General features: G+C 74.1%; 15 protein-coding genes. 11 read left to right on the forward strand and 4 right to left on the reverse strand.

Features of this window, described 5'->3' with window-relative positions; genetic code table 11:
• The first annotated feature begins 6 nt into the window (after positions 1-6).
• Both LNK82_RS19345 and LNK82_RS19350 read left to right on the forward strand, forming a co-directional pair.
• Positions 7-1,257 carry an ATP-grasp domain-containing protein gene (locus LNK82_RS19345; protein ID WP_230568411.1) on the forward strand — a complete coding sequence of 417 codons (1,251 nt, stop codon included), beginning with the start codon at positions 7-9 and terminating at the stop codon, positions 1,255-1,257.
• The gene (locus LNK82_RS19350) at positions 1,244-4,339 is read left to right on the forward strand and encodes an ATP-binding protein (RefSeq protein WP_230568412.1); all 3,096 of its coding nucleotides are present in this window, start codon (positions 1,244-1,246) and stop codon (positions 4,337-4,339) included. Before LNK82_RS19345 ends, LNK82_RS19350 begins: the two co-directional genes overlap by 14 nt.
• 7 nt (positions 4,340-4,346) lie before the next feature.
• Here LNK82_RS19350 and cs1 read toward each other — a convergent pair whose 3' ends face one another.
• Positions 4,347-5,336: a clavaminate synthase Cs1 gene (gene cs1, locus LNK82_RS19355; RefSeq protein ID WP_230568413.1), complete on the reverse strand. Its 990-nt coding sequence runs from the start codon at positions 5,334-5,336 to the stop codon at positions 4,347-4,349.
• Between the two features lie 156 nt (positions 5,337-5,492).
• Here cs1 and LNK82_RS19360 point away from each other — a divergent pair, with 156 nt between their 5' ends.
• Positions 5,493-6,476 (forward strand): aldo/keto reductase, encoded by a 984-nt coding sequence (locus tag LNK82_RS19360; protein WP_230568414.1) that lies wholly within the window; start codon positions 5,493-5,495, stop codon positions 6,474-6,476.
• Positions 6,477-6,513: 37 nt separating this feature from the next.
• Here LNK82_RS19360 and LNK82_RS19365 read toward each other — a convergent pair whose 3' ends face one another.
• Entirely contained in the window at positions 6,514-7,926 is a 1,413-nt protein-coding gene (locus LNK82_RS19365) for an aminotransferase family protein (RefSeq protein ID WP_230568415.1), read from the reverse strand.
• Positions 7,927-8,078: 152 nt separating this feature from the next.
• On the opposite strand from LNK82_RS19365, the gene LNK82_RS19370 reads away from it, so the two are divergent.
• From LNK82_RS19370 to LNK82_RS19400, 7 genes are all read left to right on the forward strand, one after another.
• A complete protein-coding gene (locus tag LNK82_RS19370; RefSeq protein ID WP_230568416.1) occupies positions 8,079-9,263 on the forward strand; it encodes an LLM class flavin-dependent oxidoreductase in 1,185 nt (394 codons plus the stop codon).
• Positions 9,230-9,715: a nuclear transport factor 2 family protein gene (locus tag LNK82_RS19375; protein WP_230568417.1), complete on the forward strand. Its 486-nt coding sequence runs from the start codon at positions 9,230-9,232 to the stop codon at positions 9,713-9,715. Before LNK82_RS19370 ends, LNK82_RS19375 begins: the two co-directional genes overlap by 34 nt.
• Positions 9,716-9,757: 42 nt before the next feature.
• Positions 9,758-10,942, forward strand: coding sequence for a PLP-dependent aminotransferase family protein (locus tag LNK82_RS19380; RefSeq protein WP_230568553.1), 1,185 nt, complete (start codon positions 9,758-9,760; stop codon positions 10,940-10,942).
• A gap of 224 nt (positions 10,943-11,166) precedes the next feature.
• Positions 11,167-13,410, forward strand: a complete 2,244-nt coding sequence (locus tag LNK82_RS19385; RefSeq protein ID WP_230568418.1) for an ATP-binding protein — start codon at positions 11,167-11,169, stop codon at positions 13,408-13,410.
• 520 nt (positions 13,411-13,930) lie between these two features.
• Positions 13,931-14,545, forward strand: coding sequence for a cysteine hydrolase family protein (locus LNK82_RS19390; protein WP_230568419.1), 615 nt, complete (start codon positions 13,931-13,933; stop codon positions 14,543-14,545).
• A gap of 92 nt (positions 14,546-14,637) precedes the next feature.
• The gene (locus tag LNK82_RS19395; RefSeq protein ID WP_230568420.1) at positions 14,638-16,095 is read left to right on the forward strand and encodes a flavin-containing monooxygenase; all 1,458 of its coding nucleotides are present in this window, start codon (positions 14,638-14,640) and stop codon (positions 16,093-16,095) included.
• A 77-nt stretch (positions 16,096-16,172) separates the two neighbouring features.
• The gene (locus LNK82_RS19400; protein WP_230568421.1) at positions 16,173-17,042 is read left to right on the forward strand and encodes an isocitrate lyase/PEP mutase family protein; all 870 of its coding nucleotides are present in this window, start codon (positions 16,173-16,175) and stop codon (positions 17,040-17,042) included.
• Between the two features lie 7 nt (positions 17,043-17,049).
• Here the strand turns inward: LNK82_RS19400 and LNK82_RS19405 are convergent, their stop codons facing one another.
• Positions 17,050-17,286, reverse strand: coding sequence for a DUF6343 family protein (locus LNK82_RS19405; protein ID WP_230568422.1), 237 nt, complete (start codon positions 17,284-17,286; stop codon positions 17,050-17,052).
• The gene (locus LNK82_RS19410) at positions 17,283-17,624 is read right to left on the reverse strand and encodes a hypothetical protein (protein ID WP_230568423.1); all 342 of its coding nucleotides are present in this window, start codon (positions 17,622-17,624) and stop codon (positions 17,283-17,285) included. Before LNK82_RS19410 ends, LNK82_RS19405 begins: the two co-directional genes overlap by 4 nt.
• 77 nt (positions 17,625-17,701) lie before the next feature.
• Here LNK82_RS19410 and LNK82_RS19415 point away from each other — a divergent pair, with 77 nt between their 5' ends.
• Positions 17,702-19,159, forward strand: coding sequence for an MFS transporter (locus tag LNK82_RS19415; protein WP_230568424.1), 1,458 nt, complete (start codon positions 17,702-17,704; stop codon positions 19,157-19,159).
• Positions 19,160-19,175 lie beyond the last annotated feature (16 nt).

A 19,175-nucleotide genomic window follows, 5' to 3' on the forward strand; every position in this document is an offset into this window, starting at 1 on the left:
CCGGTCATGCGGCCCAAGGTCGTCCTCGTCGGTCAACTGTCCTACTTCCCACCGGTGTTCGACAGCGCGCGCCGCGCGGGCATCGACCTGATCCTCGTGCCCAGGCCCGACGACCCCGTCACGCCGGCGCGGTTGCCCGCCTCGGTCGTGGAGCTGCTCGTGCTGCCGATCGGCGCGGACCCGGCGGCGGCGTCGGACCTCTTGGTCGAGCGGCACCGCCGGGAGCCGTTCGACGGCATCATGGCGGGCAACGAGAAGGTCGTGCCGTTCGTGGCCCGTGCGGCGGCCCGGCTGGGCCTGGTCGGGCTCACCGGCGAGGCGGCGACCGTCGTGCGGGACAAGGCGCTCATGCGGGAACGGCTGCGGGCCGCCGGTCTGGCCACCCCCGGGTTCGCGGTGGTGGCCGGGCCGGACCGCTGGCGCGACGCGCTGCGGCTGCGGTTCCCGGTGGTCGTCAAACCGACCAACGGGTACTCCAGCCTCGGCGTCGTCCGGGTCGACCGGCCCGACCAGCTCGCCGCCGCCGTGGCCGAGGTGCACGCCCTGGCCACGGCCCGGCTCGCCGAGGGGCGACCGGCGGAGGTCCTGGTCGAGGAGTACATCGACGGCGTCGAGCTGACCGCGGAGTCGATCGCGCACCGGGGAACCGTGCGGGTGTGCGGTGTCAGCTACAAGAGCGAGATGACCGGCCCGTACTTCGAGGAGACGATGATGCGCGCGCCGACCCGGCTGCCGGCGGAGGTGGTCGCGGCCGTCGAGCACGAGGTGGTGGCCGCGCACGCGGCGTTCGGGGTCACGGAGGGCACCACGCACACCGAGCTGCGCCTGTCGGCGGACGGGAGGCCGGTGCTGCTGGAGATGGCGGCCCGGCTCGGCGGCGCCGGCGTGATGCACCACGTCATCCACGCCGCCACCGGGATCGACGTCGCGGCCGAGGCGTTGCGGGTCCACTTGGGACGACCACCCGAGTACTGGACGAGCCCGCCCGCGCCGCGCGGGCACGGCGCCGCGTTCAGCGTCCCGGTCGGCCCCGGCGGCCGGGTGGCGCGCGTCCGCGGGCTCGACGAGCTGCGCGACGACCCGAGGGTGGACCACGTCATCGGGAACATGGTCCGACCCGGGGACGTTCTCGCGCCCTACCCGAACTGGTCGGCCTACCCGGGCATCGTGCTGTCCCACCACGCCAGCGACGACGATGCGACGGCGTTCCACGACCACCTCGCCCGCACCGTCCGCGTCGAGTATGAGCCTGCCTAGGGTCGGCCGGCGCGAACCGGAGGACACCGACTTCCTCCAGTGGGCGGACCGGCCGTCGTTCTCGGTGTTCGGGCCCATGTCGGTGGTGGCGGACGGGCGGGCCGTGCGGCCGGGGCCGCCGCGCCAGCGGGCGGTGCTGGCGTTGCTGCTGGCCAACGCGCGCCAGGTGGTCCCGGTGTCCACCATGATCGGGTCGATCTGGGAGGACCGCCCGCCGGCGCAGGTCACGGCGACCCTCCAGTCCTACGTGTCCCGGCTGCGCGTGCTGCTAGCCGGCGCGGGCCGCGCGCCCGCGTTGCAGTGGCGCGCGCCGGGTTACCGGTTGGTCGTGCGGCCCGACCAGACCGATGTCGGCCGGTTCGAGCTGGCGGTCGCGCACGGCCGGGAGGCGCTGCGCGCGGGACGCGCGGCGGTCGCGGAGCGGTCGTTGGCGATGGCGCTGCGGTTGTGGACGGGCCGGCCGTACGCCGAGTTGGCCGGCTACCGGTTCGCCGCGCAGGAGGCCGCCCGGTTGGCGCAGGTGCGGTTGGCCGCGGTGGAGGGCCGGGCCGACGCCTGCTTCCACCTCGGTCAGGACGGCGAGCTGCTGGAGGCGCTCGGGCAGGAGGTGGCTCAGCACCCGTTGCGCGAGAGCCTCGTGCTGCGGCTGATGCGCGCGCAGTACCGGGTCGGGCGGCAGGCCGAGGCGTTGCGGGTGTACGAGCGGTCGAGGGCGCTCCTGGCGGATGAGCTGGGCGTCGACCCTGGCCGGGACTTGCAGGAGCTGCACCGGGCCATCCTCCGCCAGGACCCGTCGCTCGACCCGGCCGCGCGGCCCGTCGTGCCGTCGCCGCGCCGTGAGCTCGTGCCGACGTCCCGGCCCGGGCCGCTGTGGCTGCCGTTCGTCGGGCGGCGTGATCTGGTCGAGCGGTTGGCGCGGTGGTCGGGCGAGCGGGGTCGTGCGGTGTTGCTGACCGGCGCGGCGGGCACCGGGAAGAGCCGGCTGCTGCTGGAGCTGGCGGACCGGCTGGCGGCCGACGGCACGGAGGTGTTGTGGGCCTGCTGCCCGTGCGACGAGGAGGTGCCTTCGCTGTGGCCGTGGCGGCAGGTGCTGCGCCGGTTGCCCGCGCGTGCGGCGCGGATCGCGCGGGCGGTGGCCGAGGGTGAGCCGGTCGTCGCGCCGTCGTTCGAGGTGGCCGACGCGGTGTGCGAGTCCGTGCTGGCCGCGGCGGGCGAGCGGCGGGTGGCGGTCGTCGTGGAGGACGTCCAGTGGGCGGACGCGGGTTCGCTCGCCGTGCTGCGGCTGCTCGCACGGCAGGTGCACCGGTCCCCGCTGCTGCTGGTGATCACCGCACGCGGCCACGAGCCCGCCGACACCGCCGCGCACCCCGACCTGCCCGGGACGCTCGCCGTCGTCGGTGGATCGCCCGCCACGACCGTGATCCGGCTCGCCGGGCTGAGCTCGGAGGAGTCCGCGGCGCTCGTGCTCGCGGCGGTGGGCGAGCAGGCGGGTGTCGCCGCGGCCCTGCACGAGCGGACCGGCGGAAATCCGCTGCTGCTGACCCAGTTGCTGGTGTCGTCGGTGAGCGGTGTGCCGGAGGGGATCCCCGACGTGGTGCGCTCGACGGTTCGGCAGTGGTTGGCGCGGCTGCCCCGGCCGGTGCGCGACGAATTGGAGCTGCGGGCGGTGCTGGGCGGGCACGTCGATCGGCCGCGGCCTGCCGACGTCCCCGACCCGCTCCGGGCGGCGATCGGCGCGGGGCTGCTGACGCCGACGGAGGGCCGACTGGCGCACCCGCTGGTCGGCGAGGTGCTCCTGACCGACCTGCCCGGTCCCCGACTGGCCCAACTGCACTCCGCGGCAACCGAGACCCTGATCACCCGCGCGTTGGACGCCCGGCCGGCGGACGCGCGGGCCGTGCGGATCGAGCCGCTCCTGCCACCGACCGGCGCGATGGTCGGACCCACCGACACCGAGCCGGCCCTCCGGCACACCGGCGCGACAGCCGGACTCACCGGGCTCCCTGACACCGAGCCGATCCTTCGGCACGCGGCTGCCGTGGCCGAGTTGGCCGGCGTCGTGCGCGCGGTCGGTCCGTTGCTGCGCGCGGCGCGTTTCGTGGAACGGGCCGGGGCCGCGCCGCAGGCGCTGGACTGGTTGCACCACGCGGTGGGTCTGGTCGGTCGGGGGCGGGGGCGCACCGCCGAGATCGAGGTGGTGCTGCAGTTGCACCGGGTCCGGCTCGGGGCTGCCGTGCACGGCTACCGCAGCGACGTCGTGGAAACCGCGCACGCCAGGGCCGAGGAGCTGTGCCCGCGGGTGCGCCCGTCGTTGCGGGCGGCGGTGCTGCGGGCCCGTTGCCTGACCCGGCTGGTCACCGGCCAGTACGAGGAAGTGGACGGGCCGGCGGGCGAGTTGGACGAGATGGGGGAGCGGGGCGACTTGGCCGCGGCCGTCTCCGCGTGCCTGAGCCGGGGCGCGGCCCGGCACGAGCAGGGCAGGTTGGACGAGGCGTTGGCGCAGTTCGACCGGGCCGCCGCGCTGGCCGACGCCGCTGGACTGCGGCCCGGAGCCCCCGCGACGGTCGCCGTGGGCGGCTACCTCGCCTTCACCCACTGGTTCCAGGGCTCGCGGGACACCGCGGCCGCGCGCAGCCGAGCCCTCCTCTCCACGACCGCCGCGGCCGGTGTGCCACCGGTCGCCCGGGTGTTCGCGCTCTACGTCGACAGCGTGCTCGCCGCGCTGGGAGGCGACGTCGAGCGGGCCTGGCGCAGCGGGCGGGCCGGGGCCGCGTTGGCCACGCGCGGCGGGCCGGGGTACTGGCGCGACATGACCGCCGTGCCGCACGGCTGGGCGTTGGTCCACCGCGGCCAGGTCGCCGCCGGGCTCCGCCTCATCCGGGCGGCGCTCACGTCCTCGGCGCGGTCGGAGGTGTGGTTGCGGCGGGCGTTGAACCTGCGGCTGCTCGCCGACGCGGAGCACCGCGCCGGCCACGACCGCGACGCCTGCCGGACGTTGCGGACGATGGTCGTGCACGCCCGGTGCCGCCGCGAGCACCTCTACCTGCGGCCGGGTACCAGGTTCGCGTTGCCGCCGCTGTAGGGCCGGGTCAGCGGCCGACGAACGGCACGACGTCCGCCGCGTCGACGGGGCCGTCCAGCCGGGACGGGTCCCGGGTGTACATCCGGTGCAGCCAGCGGTCGCGGCCGTCCCACCTGGGGTGGAACGGCGTGCGGGCGTGAGTGGTCCGCGAGTTGTCCACCACGACCAGGTCTCCCGGCTCCAGCCGCACCGGCTCGGCCACCTCGGTCAGGGCGTCCGACAACGCGCCGAGCGCGCGCCGTCCCGCCGGGTCGGCCGGGCGCATCAGCTCGCGGTCGTAGGCCATCATCGGGTCGCCCGGGTCGCCGTCCAGCACCGGCACGGACGTCACCGGCTCCGGCAGGCCGGGCGGCCGGAACGCCAGGTCGACGTGGCACGGCACGGGCGCGCCGAGCAGCCGGTCGCGGTCGGCGGCCGACAGCAGCGGCACGGCGTTGCGCACGGAGGCCACCAGCGTCGCGGCGGTGCGGTCGTGGTCGGCCCGTGAGCACGCCAGCAGCACGTGGTGCGGCTGGTGCCGGTGGTAGGCCATCTCGGTGTGGAACTCGAGCAGCGTCTCGGAGGTCTCGGCGGACAGGTGGTGGGCGCCGGGCGACGGGTAGATGTCCTGCAACACGCTGCCCGCGCGCAGCTCCCGGTAGCCGGTCGGCTCGCCCAGCCGCAGCGCGACGATCGCCAGCCACGCCTCCATGGCCAGCAGGGGTCGTTCTTCCGGGGCGGGCGTCGTGGTCGGTGTCGGCGGCAGCTCGGCGTCGTCGACGGGCAGCCCGCGCAGCAGCAGGTAACCGTGCCGGTTGCCCGTGTCGCGGAACACCCGCAGCGACTCCAGCAGCTCTGCGGGCAACCGCTCGGCCGCGGCGCGGGCCGCGCGGAAGAACGCGGGCAGGTCGCCGCGCGGTCGCACCGGCAGCGATGCGCGCAGGTCGAGCAGCAGGTCGTGGTGCGCGTCGCAGCGCAGCACCGGCCGGGCGGTGGTCGCGGTCGGAGAGGTCGTCACGGTGCCCCCTGGGAGTCCTCGTGGTCACGGCGCGGACGCCGGCTCGGCTGGTCTGGCCGAGGCTTGCAGGAGCGCCTTGCAAGGGGTTGGACGAGTGCCTTGCAGGTGTGGTCGGCCGGGCTGCCGCGGCCGGGACACCCGCCTAGCTTGTCCACCATGGACTTCGCACTGCCCGGTCGTGCGCTCGGCGGGCTCACGGTGGGCGCACAGGGCTTGGGGTGCCTGAGCACGACCGGTTTCTACGGTCCCGCCGACGCCGACGAGTCGGTGGCCACCATCCGGCAGGCGATCGACCTGGGCGTGACCCTGCTGGACACCGCGGACGTGCAGGGGATGGGTGCCGGGGAACGCCTCCTCGGCCGGGCGCTGCGCGGACGCCGGGACCACGTCGTCGTGGCCACGAAGGTCGGCATGGTGCGCGCGGCGGACGGGAACTTCGCGGGGCTGTGCGGTGAGCCGGCGCACGTCCGGGCAGCCTGCGCGGCGTCGCTGCGCCGGTTGGGCGTCGACCACATCGACCTGTACTACCAGCACTGGGTGGACCCGACCGTGCCGGTCGAGGACACCGTCGGCGCGCTGGCCGGGCTGGTGTCCGAGGGCAAGGTCCGCCACCTCGGCCTGTCCGAGCCCGGCCCGGACGACATCCGGCGCGCGCACGCCGTGCACCCGCTTGCCGCGGTGCAGAGCGAGTGGAGCGTGTGGACGCGTGACCTGGAGGCGGGCGTGCTGCCGGTGTGCCGTGAGCTGGGCATCGGGCTGGTCGCCTGCTCCCCGCTCGGCCGCGGCTTCCTCACCGGGCACGTCACCTCGGCCGCGGACCTGCACCGCGACGACTTCCGGCGGACGATCCCGCGGTTCGCGCCCGGGAACCTCCGGCGGAACCTGCCCATCGTCGCCGTGCTGGCCGAGGTCGCGGCGCGGCGCGGCTGCACGCCCGCGCAGGTGGCGTTGGCCTGGCTCGCACGACGTGGACCGGACGTGGTGGCCATCCCCGGCACCGCCCGGCGCGGGCACCTGCGCGAGAACGTGGCCGCGCTCGCCGTCGAGCTGTCCGTGGTGGACCTCGCGGAGCTGGACGCGGTCGGGCCGGCGCACGGCGCGCGGTACGGCCCGGCGATGGCGGCCATGACCGGGCCGTGAGCGGTCGGCGGTCGGCGGCAGCGGTCGGCGGCAGCGGTCAGGCGGGTGCGAGGCTGCCGTCGGGCCGCACCCGGCGCAGCACCGCGTGGATCCCGTCGGCGAGTTCGTCGGCCTCGGCGCGGGTCAGCACCAGCGGCGGGTTGATCACCAGTGCGTGTGGGTTGACGCGCAGGAGGATCCCGGCGTCGGTGCGCAACGCGTCGGCGACGTGGGCCGTTCCGCCGGGCAGCGGGTCGCGGGTGTGCTTGTCCGCCACCACTTCCACCGCCAGCATGAGGCCGAGCCCGCGCACGTCGCCGACCACCGGCAGGTCGAGGCACTCGCGCAGCCGGGCGGCGAGGTGGGCGCCGGTCTCGACGGCGTTGCCGAGCAGGTCCTCCCGTTCGATCAGGTCCAGGTTGGCCAGTGCCACCGCGCAGGCGGTCGGGTGGCCGGTGTAGGTGAAGCCGGCCGGGAACCCGCTGTCGCGGCACAGCGCGTCGGCGACCTCCCCGGTGGTGAGCACCGCGCCGTGCGGGACGTAGCCCGAGGTGATGCCCTTGGCCGTGACCAGGATGTCCGGCGTCACGCCGAAGTGCTCCGCGGCGAACCACCGACCCGTGCGGCCGTACGCGCTGACCACCTCGTCGAAGATCAGCAGGATGCCGTGGGAGCGCAGCAGTTCGGCCACCCTCGGCCAGTAGTCGGGCGGCGGGGTCACCGCTCCTCCGCCGCCCATCACCGGCTCGCCGATCATGGCCGCGATCCGGTCGCCGCCGATGCGCTCGATGACCGCCGTCAGCTCGCGCAGGCAGGAACCGGTGACGTCCGCGCCGGTGTAGCGGTGGCGCTGGTACGGGTGCGGCGGGCTGAGGTGGTGCACGTGCGGCAGTCCCGGGCCGAAGCCCTCGTGGTAGGCGGGGAGCCCGGACACGCTGCCGCTGCCGTACCCGATGCCGTGGTAGCCGAGGCGGCGGGACAGGACCCAGGTGCGATCGGGTTCGCCGTTGCGGTGGTGGGCGAACCGGGCCATCCGCAGCGCCACCTCGACACCCTCCGCGCCGCCGCTGGTGAAGTAGACGTGGTCGAGTCCGTTCGGCGCCAACCCGACCAGCCGCCGGGCCAGCTCGACGGCGCGGTCGTTGGTGATCGTGCCCCAGGTGTGGAAGCAGTCCAGGGTCGCCATCTGGGCGGACGCCGCGTCGGCCAGCTCCCGGCGACCGTGCCCGACCTGCGACAACCCGAGGACCGCCGAACCGTCCAGGTAGGAACGCCCCTCGCTGTCCCACACCCGGCAACCGCTGCCGCGCACGAGGACCGTGCGGTCCGCGCGGTGGGCGGGCAGCGCCGGGTGGATCAGCACGGCCCGGTCGGCCGCGACGAGTTCCGCGGTCGGGTCGCCCGCGGGGGGGCCGGGATCGGGGACCGGTGCGGCGACAGGCGGGGCGGCGACAGGCGGGGCGGTGGACACGGGTGGCTCCCCTCGGCACGTGGGGTGTCCAGGGTCGTGGTGGTGGCTTGGGGTTCGTTGGACGGGCGGTGGGGTGGGTGGGCCGACGGGTCGTCCAGCCGAAGGCAAGGCGGAGGTGGCACGGTCGGCGGGAGCTCGAGGAGGTGGCGGCCGTGAAGTCCATCCTGTTCTACCTGCCCAGCGTGGGCAGCCACGGTCAGATCGCCAGGGGCATGTCGGGCACGAACCCGCAGAACTACCAGAACATGCTCTGGCAGCTCGGGCACCAGGCGCAGGCCGCCGACGAGATGGGCTACTGGGGCCTGTGCTTCACCGAGCACCACTTCCACGTGGAGGGGTTCGAGGTCTCGAACAACCCGATCATGCTCGGCCTCTACCTCGCGATGCGCACCCGCCACATCAGGGTCGGCCAGATGGCCAACGTGCTGCCCATGCACAACCCGCTGCGGCTGGCCGAGGACCTCGCGATGCTCGACCACATGACCCGCGGCCGGGTCTTCGTCGGCGTCGCGAGGGGCTTCCAGAAGCGCTGGGCCGAGGTGATGGGGCAGGTCTACGGCATCGGCGCGGCCCTCTCCGACGACGGCACGGCCGACCAGCGCAACCGGGCGTTGTTCGAGGAGCACTGGGAGATCATCAAGAAGGCGTGGACCAGCGACACGTTCAGCCACCAGGGGCCCACGTGGACGATCCCGCCGGCCGGGGTGAGCTTCCCCTACGACGCGGTGCGCCGGTTCGGCCGCGGACTGGCCGACGACGGCACGGTGACCGAGATCGGCATCGCGCCCCGGCCCTACCAGAAGCCGTACCCGCCGGTGTTCCAGCCGTTCAGCTTCAGCGAGGAGACGTTCCGGTTCTGCGCCCGCGAGGGCATCGTCCCGGTGGTGCTCAACACCGACGACCGGATCGTCGCCCGACTGCTCGACGTGTACCAGCAGGAGGCCGAGGCGGCCGGGCACGGCAGGCTCAAGCGCGGCCAACGGGTGGGGGTGATGCGCGACGTCCTCGTCTCGCGCGACGCCGCCACCGCCCACCACTGGGCGCGGCGCGGCGGCGGGTTCGTCTTCGAGCACTGGTTCGGGCCGATGGGCTTCACCGAGTCGCTGCGCCGGGTCGGGGAGACCGGCCCGATCGGCGCGGACTACGACACGCTCGTCGAGCGCGGCCTGGAGTGGGTCGGCACGCCGGACGACATCAACCGCATGATCGAGCGGGTGGTGTCGCTGCACGAGCCCGAGTACCTGTTGCAGTGCCAGTACTCCGGGCTCATCCCGCACGACGTCCAGATGCGCAGCCTCGAACTGTGGGCGACGGAGATCGCGCCCAACTGGTGGTGAACCCCGTGATGACCGACGAGGAGCGCAGGGCCCTGGTCACGGCGTACCTGGCGGCCTTCGACAACGGCGGCACCGGGCACGACGGGGTCGGCGTGCTCGACTACTTCGCCGACGACGCGCGGTTCCGGTTCCCCAAGTGGGGCCTGGCCGTCGGCCGGCCCATGATCGGCGAGCTCTTCGCCGACCTCGGCGCCACCGTCCACGCCGTCACCCACCACTTCTCGTCGTTCACCTGGATCCACTCCGGCGGTGACGTGCTCGCCGTCGAGGGCACCACGCACGGCCGGCACCGCGACGGCCGGTGGGAGGCGGGCCGGCCGGAGTGGGGCGCCGGGCACTGGTGCGGCGTGTTCGAGGTGCGCGACCGGTTGATCCACCGCGCGTCCATCTACCTGGACCCCGACTACGCCGGGCAGGACGTGGACCGCTACCCGTGGCTGTCCCACCGGTGACCAGCCGTCGACCCGATCCCGAGGAGTCCAACCGTGGATGTCATGGCAGCGCTGGGCCGGCCCGACAGCCTCAACCTGTTCCCGATCGAGAACCGCATGTCGCCGCGCGCGCTGGCCGCGCTGTCCTGCGACGCGGTGAACCGCTACCCGTACTCCGAGACGCCGGAGGCGGTCTACGGCGACGTGAACGGGTTGGCGGCGGTCTACGAGTACTGCGCGGAACTGGGCAGGGCGTACTTCGGCGCCCGGCACGCCTTCGTGCAGTTCCTGTCCGGGCTGCACACGATGCACACCGTGCTGACCGCGCTGGCCGCTCCCGGCGACCGGGTCATGATCATGGACCCGTCCTGCGGCGGCCACTACGCCACCGCCACGATCTGCGCGGGCTACGGCTACCGGCACCGCTACGTGCCGTTCGACCGCGCCACGTGCCTGATCGACACCGAGGCGCTGGACACCGACAGCGTCGACGTCGACCTGATCTACCTGGACATGTCCACGCTGCTGCGGCTGCCCGACGCGCGGGAACTGCGCCGGGCCGCGCCGCACGCGCGGATCTGCCTGGACGCGTCGCACGTCTTCGGCCTGCTGCCCGCCGCCGAGCAGACCCTCGTCCTCGACGGCGGGTTCGACAGCATCTCCGGCAGCACGCACAAGACGCTGCCCGGACCGCAGAAGGGCCTGCTGGTCACCGATCAGGACGCGGTCGCCGACCGGCTGGCCGCGCGGATCCCCTACACCGCGTCGAGCCCGCACTCGGCGAGCATCGCGGCCCTGGCGATCACCCTGGAGGAGCTGATGCCGCACCGCGTCGACTACGCCCGGCAGGTCGTCGCCAACGCGCGCGCCCTGGCCGCGAGCCTGGTCGACCAGGGCTTCGACGTGGCCGGGGCCGCGTTCGGCCACACCGAGACGCACCAGGTCTGGGTGCACCCGCCGGTCACCGCCGGCCCGCACGCCTGGGGCAGGCGGCTGACCGCGGCGAACATCCGCTCCACGACGGTGGTCCTGCCCAGTTCGGGCGCGTCGGGGCTGCGCATCGGGGTGCAGGAGCTGACCAGGACCGGGATGCGCGAGGAGGACATGCCCGCGGTCGCCGCCCTGCTCGGCCGGCTGCTGCTGCGGCACGAGTCGCCCGAGCAGGTCATCCCGGACGTGGTCGACCTGGCCCGGTCGTTCCCCGAGGTGCACTTCACCGCAAAGCCCGCGGCCGTGGCGGCCCGTTGACCGGTCCTCGACCAGCCCCGACCACGCGGGAGCGTCACGCCGACGTGCCGCGGTGGAACTCACGGTCGTGCTTCCCCGGACGCGTCCCGGACCGGTCAGTCCGCGTCTGGGCGGGGAGCGGTTCGTGCGTGCGGGTGAAGGGCGTCGGCACCGCTGTGGTGCGGGGGGCGCGGGGTGCACCCTGAGGTGTGGTCGGACCCCGTCCGGGAGGTCGTCGGAGAGCCATGCGCCACCACGAGGAGCGGCCCGCGCCCGGTGACGACACCGACGGCGCGGGTGGCGAGGGGCGCGTGCGGAACGCGGCGTCGGTGTCGTCGGCGGGAGTGGTCGCGCAGGCCGGGGTGGTGCACGGCGGTGTGCACGTCCACCCGGTGCTGCCGGCGCGAGGGCCGGTGGTGCCGCGCCAACTGCCGGCTGCACCGGGCCCGTTCACCGGGCGGACCGGGCAGCTCGCCGAGTTGGACCGGGCGCTGGGCGGGACGCCGGGCTCGGCGGAGGATGCCGGCTCGACCCCTCACCGCGTGCCGGGGGAGGTGGTGGTGGTGTCGGCGATCGGCGGCGCGGGCGGCATCGGCAAGACGTGGCTGGTGCTGCACTGGGCGAACGCGCACCTGGACCGGTTCCCCGATGGGCAGCTGTTCGTCGACCTGCGCGGGTTCAGCCCCGCCGGTGAGCCCCTGCCGCCCGCCGCGGCGGTGCGCGGGTTCCTCGACGCCTTGGGTACGGAACCCGCCCGCATCCCGGTCGACCTGGACGCGCAGGCCGCCCTGTATCGGAGCCTGGTGTCGGACAAGCGGATGCTGATCGTGCTGGACAACGCCGCCGGGGTGGAGCAGGTGGTCCCCCTGCTGCCGGGCGGTGACCGCTGTGCCGTGGTGGTGACCAGCCGCAGGGTGCTGACCGGGCTGATCACCCGCCATGGGGCCCGCCACCTGTCCTTGCACGTGCTCGCCGACGGTGAGGCGCGTGCGCTGCTGGCCCGGCGGTTGGGCGAGGCGCGGGTCGCCGCCGAGCCCGGGGCGGTGGCCGAGCTGGTCGACTGGTGCCGGGGGTTTCCGCTGGCGCTCGGCCTGCTGGCGGGGCGCGCCCACGCCCACCCGGACCTGCCGCTGGCCGAGCTCGCCGCCGAGTTGCGGGAGCTGGGCGTGGAGGCGCTGGACGACGAGGACGACCCGACCGCCAGCCTGGCCGCCGTCCTCGCCGGCTCCTACCGGGCACTGACCGCGGAGCAGCGGCGGGTGTTCGCGCTGCTCGGGATCGCCCCCGGGCCGGACATCGGCCTGCCCGCCGCCGCGAGCCTCACCGGCCTCCCGCCCGCGCGGACCGGGAAGGTCCTGCGCTCCCTGGACGAGGCGTCCCTGTGCGACCGGGATGCCACCGGTCGCCACCGGATGCACGACCTGGTTCGCGGCTACGCCGCCCTGGCCGCCGACCGGGACCTCGCGGAGCAGGTGCGCGAGGCGGCGCTGGTCCGCGTGGTCGACTTCTACCTGCACACCGCCCGCGCCGCCGCCGTGCTGCTCAACCCCCACGTCGAGACCGTTCACCAGGACCCTCCGACACCCGACGTCCGAGCGCACGCGCTGCCGGACGTCGCGTCGGCGCTGGGGTGGCTGGAGGCCGAGCACGCCAACCTGCTGGCCGCCCAGAAGACCGCCGCCACCGGTGCGCGGCACGAGGTGGTGTGCCAGATCGCCCTGTCCCTCTACACCTTCCACCACCGCCGGGGACACCGCCATGACGACCTGGCCGTGTGGCGGGTGGCGTTCGCCGCTCTCGGGCACGTGTCCGACCCCGATCTCCACATCCACGTCCACCGACACCTCGGACGCGCGTGCTTCCGGATGGGCCGGCACGAGGAGGCTGTCGGGCACCTGCACCGGGCGCTGGCGATGGCCGAGGAGCACCGGGACCGGCTCCAGCAGGCCCGGGCGCACAGCCAGTTGGTGCGGGCCTGGTACGAGGTGGGGAACAACGAGGTCGCCTTGGAGCACGCCGAACTCGCCCTGGCACTGGTCCGCGCCGGCGACCACCCCGAGCGGGAGGCGGGCGCGCTCAACGCGGTCGCCTGGCTGACCGCCCAGCTCGGCGACCACGAGACCGCCCGTGCCCACTGCCTGGCCGCGCTCGCGCTGCTGCGGGACCACAGGGATCCCGAGGTCGAGGCGGCCACCCTGGACAGCCTGGGCTACGTCGACCACCTCACCGGTGACCACCGGCAGGCCGTCGAACACTACCGGCGGGCCCTGGCACTGTTCCGGGACCTGGGCGACACCTACGACGCCGCCACCATCCTCGACCACCTCGGCCAGTCCTACACCGCGCTCGGCCGTCGTGAGGACGCCCGAGCGGCGTGGGGCGAAGCGCTGGAGCTGTACCGGGCGCAGGCCCGCGACGGCGACGCCGAGCGGGTGCGGCGGCAACTGGGGTCACCGGCCGTGCGGAGGAGTGCCGGCGGGGCGTGGTGACCCGCTCGCGGAGCGCTTCCCGGTCGTAGCGCACCCGAACGCTCCGGCCGGTAACTTGCCCAGGCCCAGGGCGCGGGCTTCGGTCACGGCACGTCGGCGGCGCGGGCGCGGCGGTAGCAGCCGAACGCGAAGTCCGTCGGGGCGTCGGGCACCCGTGCACCGCAAGGCTTGGGGGCGTTGGTGGCGCGGGAGGGCGCGGCCGGTCAGGCGCTCGCCGGGATCACCGCGACCTGGACCCGCTCCACGCCCACCCGGCAGGTCACGGGCGCCCAGTACAGCGCGGTTTACCAGGGCATCTCGGCCAGGGACGTGATCAAGCAGGCCCGCGCGTCTCCACGCGCCACCGCGACGTCGAGGTCGCGTACGAGCCCGGCCACCAGGCGACCGACGAGTACTTCGTGGTGCCGTCGGCTCCGGGAGCGTTCACCTTCCGGGGAGTGAACCCGGACGTCGCATTGCCGGCGGCGGTCCGGGGCCGTTGAATCAGGTCCGCGAACGCCGCCGAGGAGTGGAGCCTGCGATGACCGACCTGGTGCTGGACCCCAAGACGACCGCTTTGGTGCTGATCGAATACCAGAATGACTTCACCAGCGAGGGCGGGGTGCTCAACGGTGCGGTCAGCGAGGTGATGGGCAGCACGGGCATGCTGCCCAAGACGGTGGCCCTGGTGGAAGCCGCACGTGCGGCCGGGGTGACGGTCATGCACGCGCCCATCACGTTTGCCGAGGGCTATTACGAGATTTCCTCGCACCCGTACGGCATCCTCAAGGGCGTCGTGGACGGCAAGGCGTTCGTCAAGGGCAGTTGGGGTGCGGCGATCGTGGACGACCTCTCGCCACGCGACGGCGACATCGTGATCGAGGGCAAGCGCGGGCTCGACACGTTCGCCAGCACGAACCTCGACTTCATCCTGCGCAGCAAGGGCATCACGACCATCGTCCTCGGCGGGTTCCTGACGAACTGCTGCGTCGAGTCGACCATGCGCACCGGCTACGAGAACGGGTACAAGGTCATCACGCTCACCGACTGCGTCGCCGCCACGTCCCAGGAGGAGCACGACAACGCGTTGCGCTTCGACTTCCCGATGTTCTCGGTGCCGGTCACGGCCGACGACGTGATCGCCGCCCTGTCCTGACACCGCCCAGAGGACGACGGCACTGGGCACCGCCGTCCGCGACCGGGATGATGGGCGGGCCGGGTGTGCCGAGCACGGGGGGAGCGGCGGCGATGAGGGCGTGCGTCGTGGGAGCGGGGCCGGCGGGGATCGTCACGGCCAAGGTGTTGCTGGAGCACGGCTTCGAGGTCACGGTCTTCGACAAGTACGAGCGGGTCGGTGGGATCTGGTCGCCGGGTGGTTGCTACGACGGCTTGTCCAACCAGTCGGCGCTGCACCTCTTCGAGTTCGCTGACCTGCCCAACCGCCTGCGCTTCGCCAGTTCGGTGGACAGCCAGCGCTACCTGGAGGACTACGCGCGGACGTTCGGCGTGCTCGACCGCGTCCGCCCCGGCACCGAGGTGACCTCGATCCGGCCGGTCGACGGGCCGGGACGGGTCGGGGCCTCCGGGTGGCTGGTCGAGCACCGCCCGGTCGGGGACGAGGGCGCGCCGGTCCGTCGCGACGCGTTCGACCACGTCGTCGTCGCCAGTGGAGCGCACCACCACGTGCACGTGCCCGACCTGCCCGGCCGAGAGTCGTTCCCCGGGACCGTGCTGCACGCCAACGAAGTGCGGTCGGGGACGTTCGCCGGCAGGCGCGTGGTCGTCGTGGGCGGTGGCAAGTCCGCGTTGGACCTGGCCACCCGCGCGGCACGCGAGGCGGCCTCGGCCACGCTCGTGCAGCGCAGGGTCAACTGGATGATCCCCGAACGGCTCCTGCTCGGCACGGTCGGCTACCGCTGGATCCTGTTCACCCGGCTCGGCGAGGCGCTCCTGCCGCGCTACCACGACCCGGCCTGCGTCCGCCCGATCGACCGCCTCGACGACCGGGTCAAGCGGGTCCTGTGGCGGATCGTCACCCGAGACATGCTGATCTCCACCGGGTTCACCCGACTGCCGGAGCGGCTGCGGCCGACCCGACCGCTGCCCTTCCACCTGGCCCACGCGGGCGTGATGCCGCGGGGTTACGTGCGGGCCGTCCGCCGGGGCCGGCTCACCGCCGAGGTCAGCGCGGTGGAGGCCTACACCGACCAGGGCCTGCGCCTGGCGACCGGCCGGGAGGTGGCGGCGGACGTCATCGTGTTCGCCACCGGCCACCGCCGGGTCTTCCCGTTCCTCGACCTGCGGGTGCACGACGACGCCGGGCGGCTGCGGCTGTACCGGGGCATCGTGCCGCCGGACGTCGACCGGCTGGGGTTCGTCGGCTTCCGCCAGATCTTCAACAACATCATGGGCGTGGAGCTCACCGCGCACTGGCTGGCCGGCCACTTCCTCGGGACGCTGCGCGCCACCCCGGACGAGCGGGGGATGCACGAGGCCGTCGACGCCCGCCTGGCCTGGCAGGAACGGGTGCTCCCGGGCACCGGCGGCTACGACTACGGTCCCTACGACATCCACTCCGCGGACGAGCTCATGCACGACATGGGCCTGCCGTCCCGCCGCACCGGCAACGTGCTGGCCGAGTACCTGCTCCCCGGCGGGGTCGCCCACCGCTATCGGGGCCTGACGGCGAGCCGCCGGCCGCGGTGAACCCGCACCCGGGCCGAGTGGATCTCATCCTTCCGATATCTCGACCAGGTTCGACGGTGCCGCCTACGGTTCGTCGCATGGCTTACGGCAAGGCACTGCGCGAGGCCGTCGCGGCTCCCGGGACGACGCCGCTGATCGGCGTGTTCGACATGCTGTCGGCCTCGATCGCGGCCCGGCACTACGACGGGCTGTTCGTCTCCGGCTTCGGCTTCTCCGCCTCGCACTACGGCCTGCCCGACGTCGGCTTCATCGCCTGGCCGGACGTGGTCGGGTTCGTGCAGCGGCTGCGCCTGGCGCTGCCGGACAAGCACCTGCTGGTCGACATCGACGACGGGTACACCGATCCCGAGGTGGCCTGCCAGGTGGTTCGATCCCTGGAGCAGGTCGGTGCGTCCGGCGTGATCCTTGAGGACCAGCAGCGGCCACGCCGGTGCGGGCACGTCGAGGGCAAGCGGGTGCTGCCGCTGGAGCAGTACCTGGAGAAGCTGGACCTCGTGCTGCGGACGAGGACCGACCTGGTCGTCGTGGCGCGGACCGACGCCACCGACGAGGACGAGATGCTGCGCCGGGCGGCCGCGTTCGCCGAGACGGACGCCGAGGTGGTCCTGGTCGAGGGCATGCCGTCGGTCGACGTGATCCGCCGGGTCCGGCGGGCGGTGGGCGGCAAGGCGCTGCTGTTCAACCAGATCGCGGGCGGCCGGTCGCCGAAGCTGTCGCTCGGGGAGCTGACCGGGCTGGGCGTCGACGTGGCGATCTACAGCACGCCGTGCCTGTTCGCCGCGCACGCGGCCATCGAGGACGCGATGGTGCGGCTGAAGGACCGCGACGGCGTGCTGCCGGACGGCTCGATCGACGTCGCCGAGTCGCAGGCCCTGCTGGAGCGCAACGTCAGCCGCCACCACGACGTGCCCGCGCCGCGCGCGTCCCGACCCGCCGTGACCCGCTGAGACCGGGTCAGCCGGGGTCGCCGCGCCGCTTGCGGTGCACCACCCAGCCGAAGTCGACGATCAGCCCGACCACGATCACCGCGAGCAGCACCGCCAGCCAGGTCAGGCCGGCGCGCACGCACAGCACGGCGGCCACGCCGTTGAACACGACGCCGAACCCGGCCAGCCACAACCGCAGGGTCAACGCGCTGCGCGGCGGCGCCGGTGGGGGCAGGTCGTCGTCCGGGTGACCGCGCCCGGTCACGTCCGCCACTCCTCCTGCCACCCGTGGTGCGTGTCGTAGGCGGAGGCCAGCAGCAGGAGCACGGACCGGTCGGACCCGCCCTCGACCTCCGCGCGCAACCACCGCGCCTTCTCCTCGAACGGCACCGGCACGCGCTCGTCGGCGGTGCGCGCCTCGCCGGGCACGATCAGCAGCTCGCGGCCGTCGTCGGACCGCAGGATCGCCAGCCGTCCCCGGCGCTCGGCCTCGTCGAGCAGCGGCAGCTCCTCGCGCGCCAGCCGCTCGGCGTCCTCGTCCAGCCGGTCCAGCACGAACCGGCGCAGGTCCACGTCCGACAGTCGGTTCGGCTCCACGTCCATGCCCAGGGGGTATCCAGTCCGACCCGGGCCACACGTCGTGGCGTGCGGGTGATCGCGCGGGGAGGTAGGAAGGAGTGATGACCAGGGCGGATGAGCCGGACCCGCGGCGGTGGAAGGCGCTCACGGTCACGCTCGTCGCCGGGTTCATGAGCCTGCTCGACGTGAGCATCGTGTCCGTCGCCCTGCCGTCCATCCAGCACGGCCTCGGCACCACGCCGGCGGGCGTGCAGTGGGTCGTCTCGGGCTACGCGCTGGCATTCGGCCTGGCCTTGGTGCCGGCCGGGCGCCTGGGTGACGCGATCGGGCGGCGGACCATGTTCCTGGGCGCGTTGGCCGGCTTCGTGCTGTTCAGCGCGTTGGCCGGGCTCGCGCCGACCACCGAGGTCCTGGTCGTGGCGCGGCTGGCCCAGGGCATCTCGGCGGGCGCGCTGGCCCCGCAGAACTCGGCGTTGATCCAGCAGCTGTTCCGGGGCGCGGAACGGGGTCGGGCGTTCGGGTTCTTCGGCTCCACGGTCGGCGTTTCCACGGCCGTCGGGCCGGTGGTCGGCGGCGTCATCCTGGCCGTGGCCGGCGAGGACGAGGGCTGGCGGTGGATCTTCTACGTGAACGTGCCGATCGGGGTGGTCGCGCTGGTGCTCGCGGCACGCCTGCTGCCACGGGCCCGCGGTGGCCCGCGCGGCCACCTCGACCTGGTCGGCGCGGCCCTGCTCGGCACCGGCGTGCTGGCGGTGATGCTGCCGCTGGTGCTGGCCGAAGCGGGTGGGTTGGCGCGGCTGTGGTGGCTGTTCGCGCTCGGGGCGGCGTTGCTGGTGCTGTTCGTGCGGTGGGAACGGCAGGTCGCCGCGCGTGGCCGCGGCCCGATGCTCGACATCTCCCTGTTCACCGGCACGCCCGGGTACGGCACGGGCGCGTTGCTCGGGATGGTCTACTTCATCGGGTTCGCCGGGATCTGGCTGGTGTTCGCGCTGTACTTCCAGACCGGCCTCGGTTACACGCCGTTGCAGTCCGGGCTGGCCGTGACGCCGTTCGCGGTCGGGTCGGCGGCGTCGGCGGTGGTCGGCGGACGGTTGGTGGAGCGGTGGGGGCGCAAGCTGACCGTCACCGGGTTGACCATGGTGGTGGCCGGCCTCGCGGTGACGGCCGTGGTGCTGCGGTTCGCGCCGCCGCACGTGGCGGGGTGGGCGGTCACGCCCGCGTTGCTGGTGGCGGGCATCGGTGGCGGGTGGGTGATCTCGCCGAACACCACGCTGACGTTGCGGCACGTGCCGGTGTCGATGGCGGGTGCGGCCGGTGGGGCGTTGCAGACCGGGCAGCGCATCGGCGCGGCGATCGGCACGGCGGCGTTGACCGGCGTGTTCTACCTGGTGCTGACCTCGTCCGGGCGGGACTTCCCGGTCGCGGCGTCGGTCGCGGTCGGCGGTGCGACGGTGGCGGTGTCGCTGGCCCTGGTGGTGGCGCTTGTCGAGCTGCGGTCACGCCCGCGTTGTCCGTCCGCTGTGGAGGGTGCGGAGCAGGCGATCCCGGACGCGCCGTGAACCACGCGGACCGGTG

The sequence above is a fragment of the Saccharothrix luteola genome, assembly GCF_020859565.1.
In the GTDB taxonomy this organism is placed as follows: Bacteria; Actinomycetota; Actinomycetes; order Mycobacteriales; family Pseudonocardiaceae; genus Actinosynnema; species Actinosynnema luteola.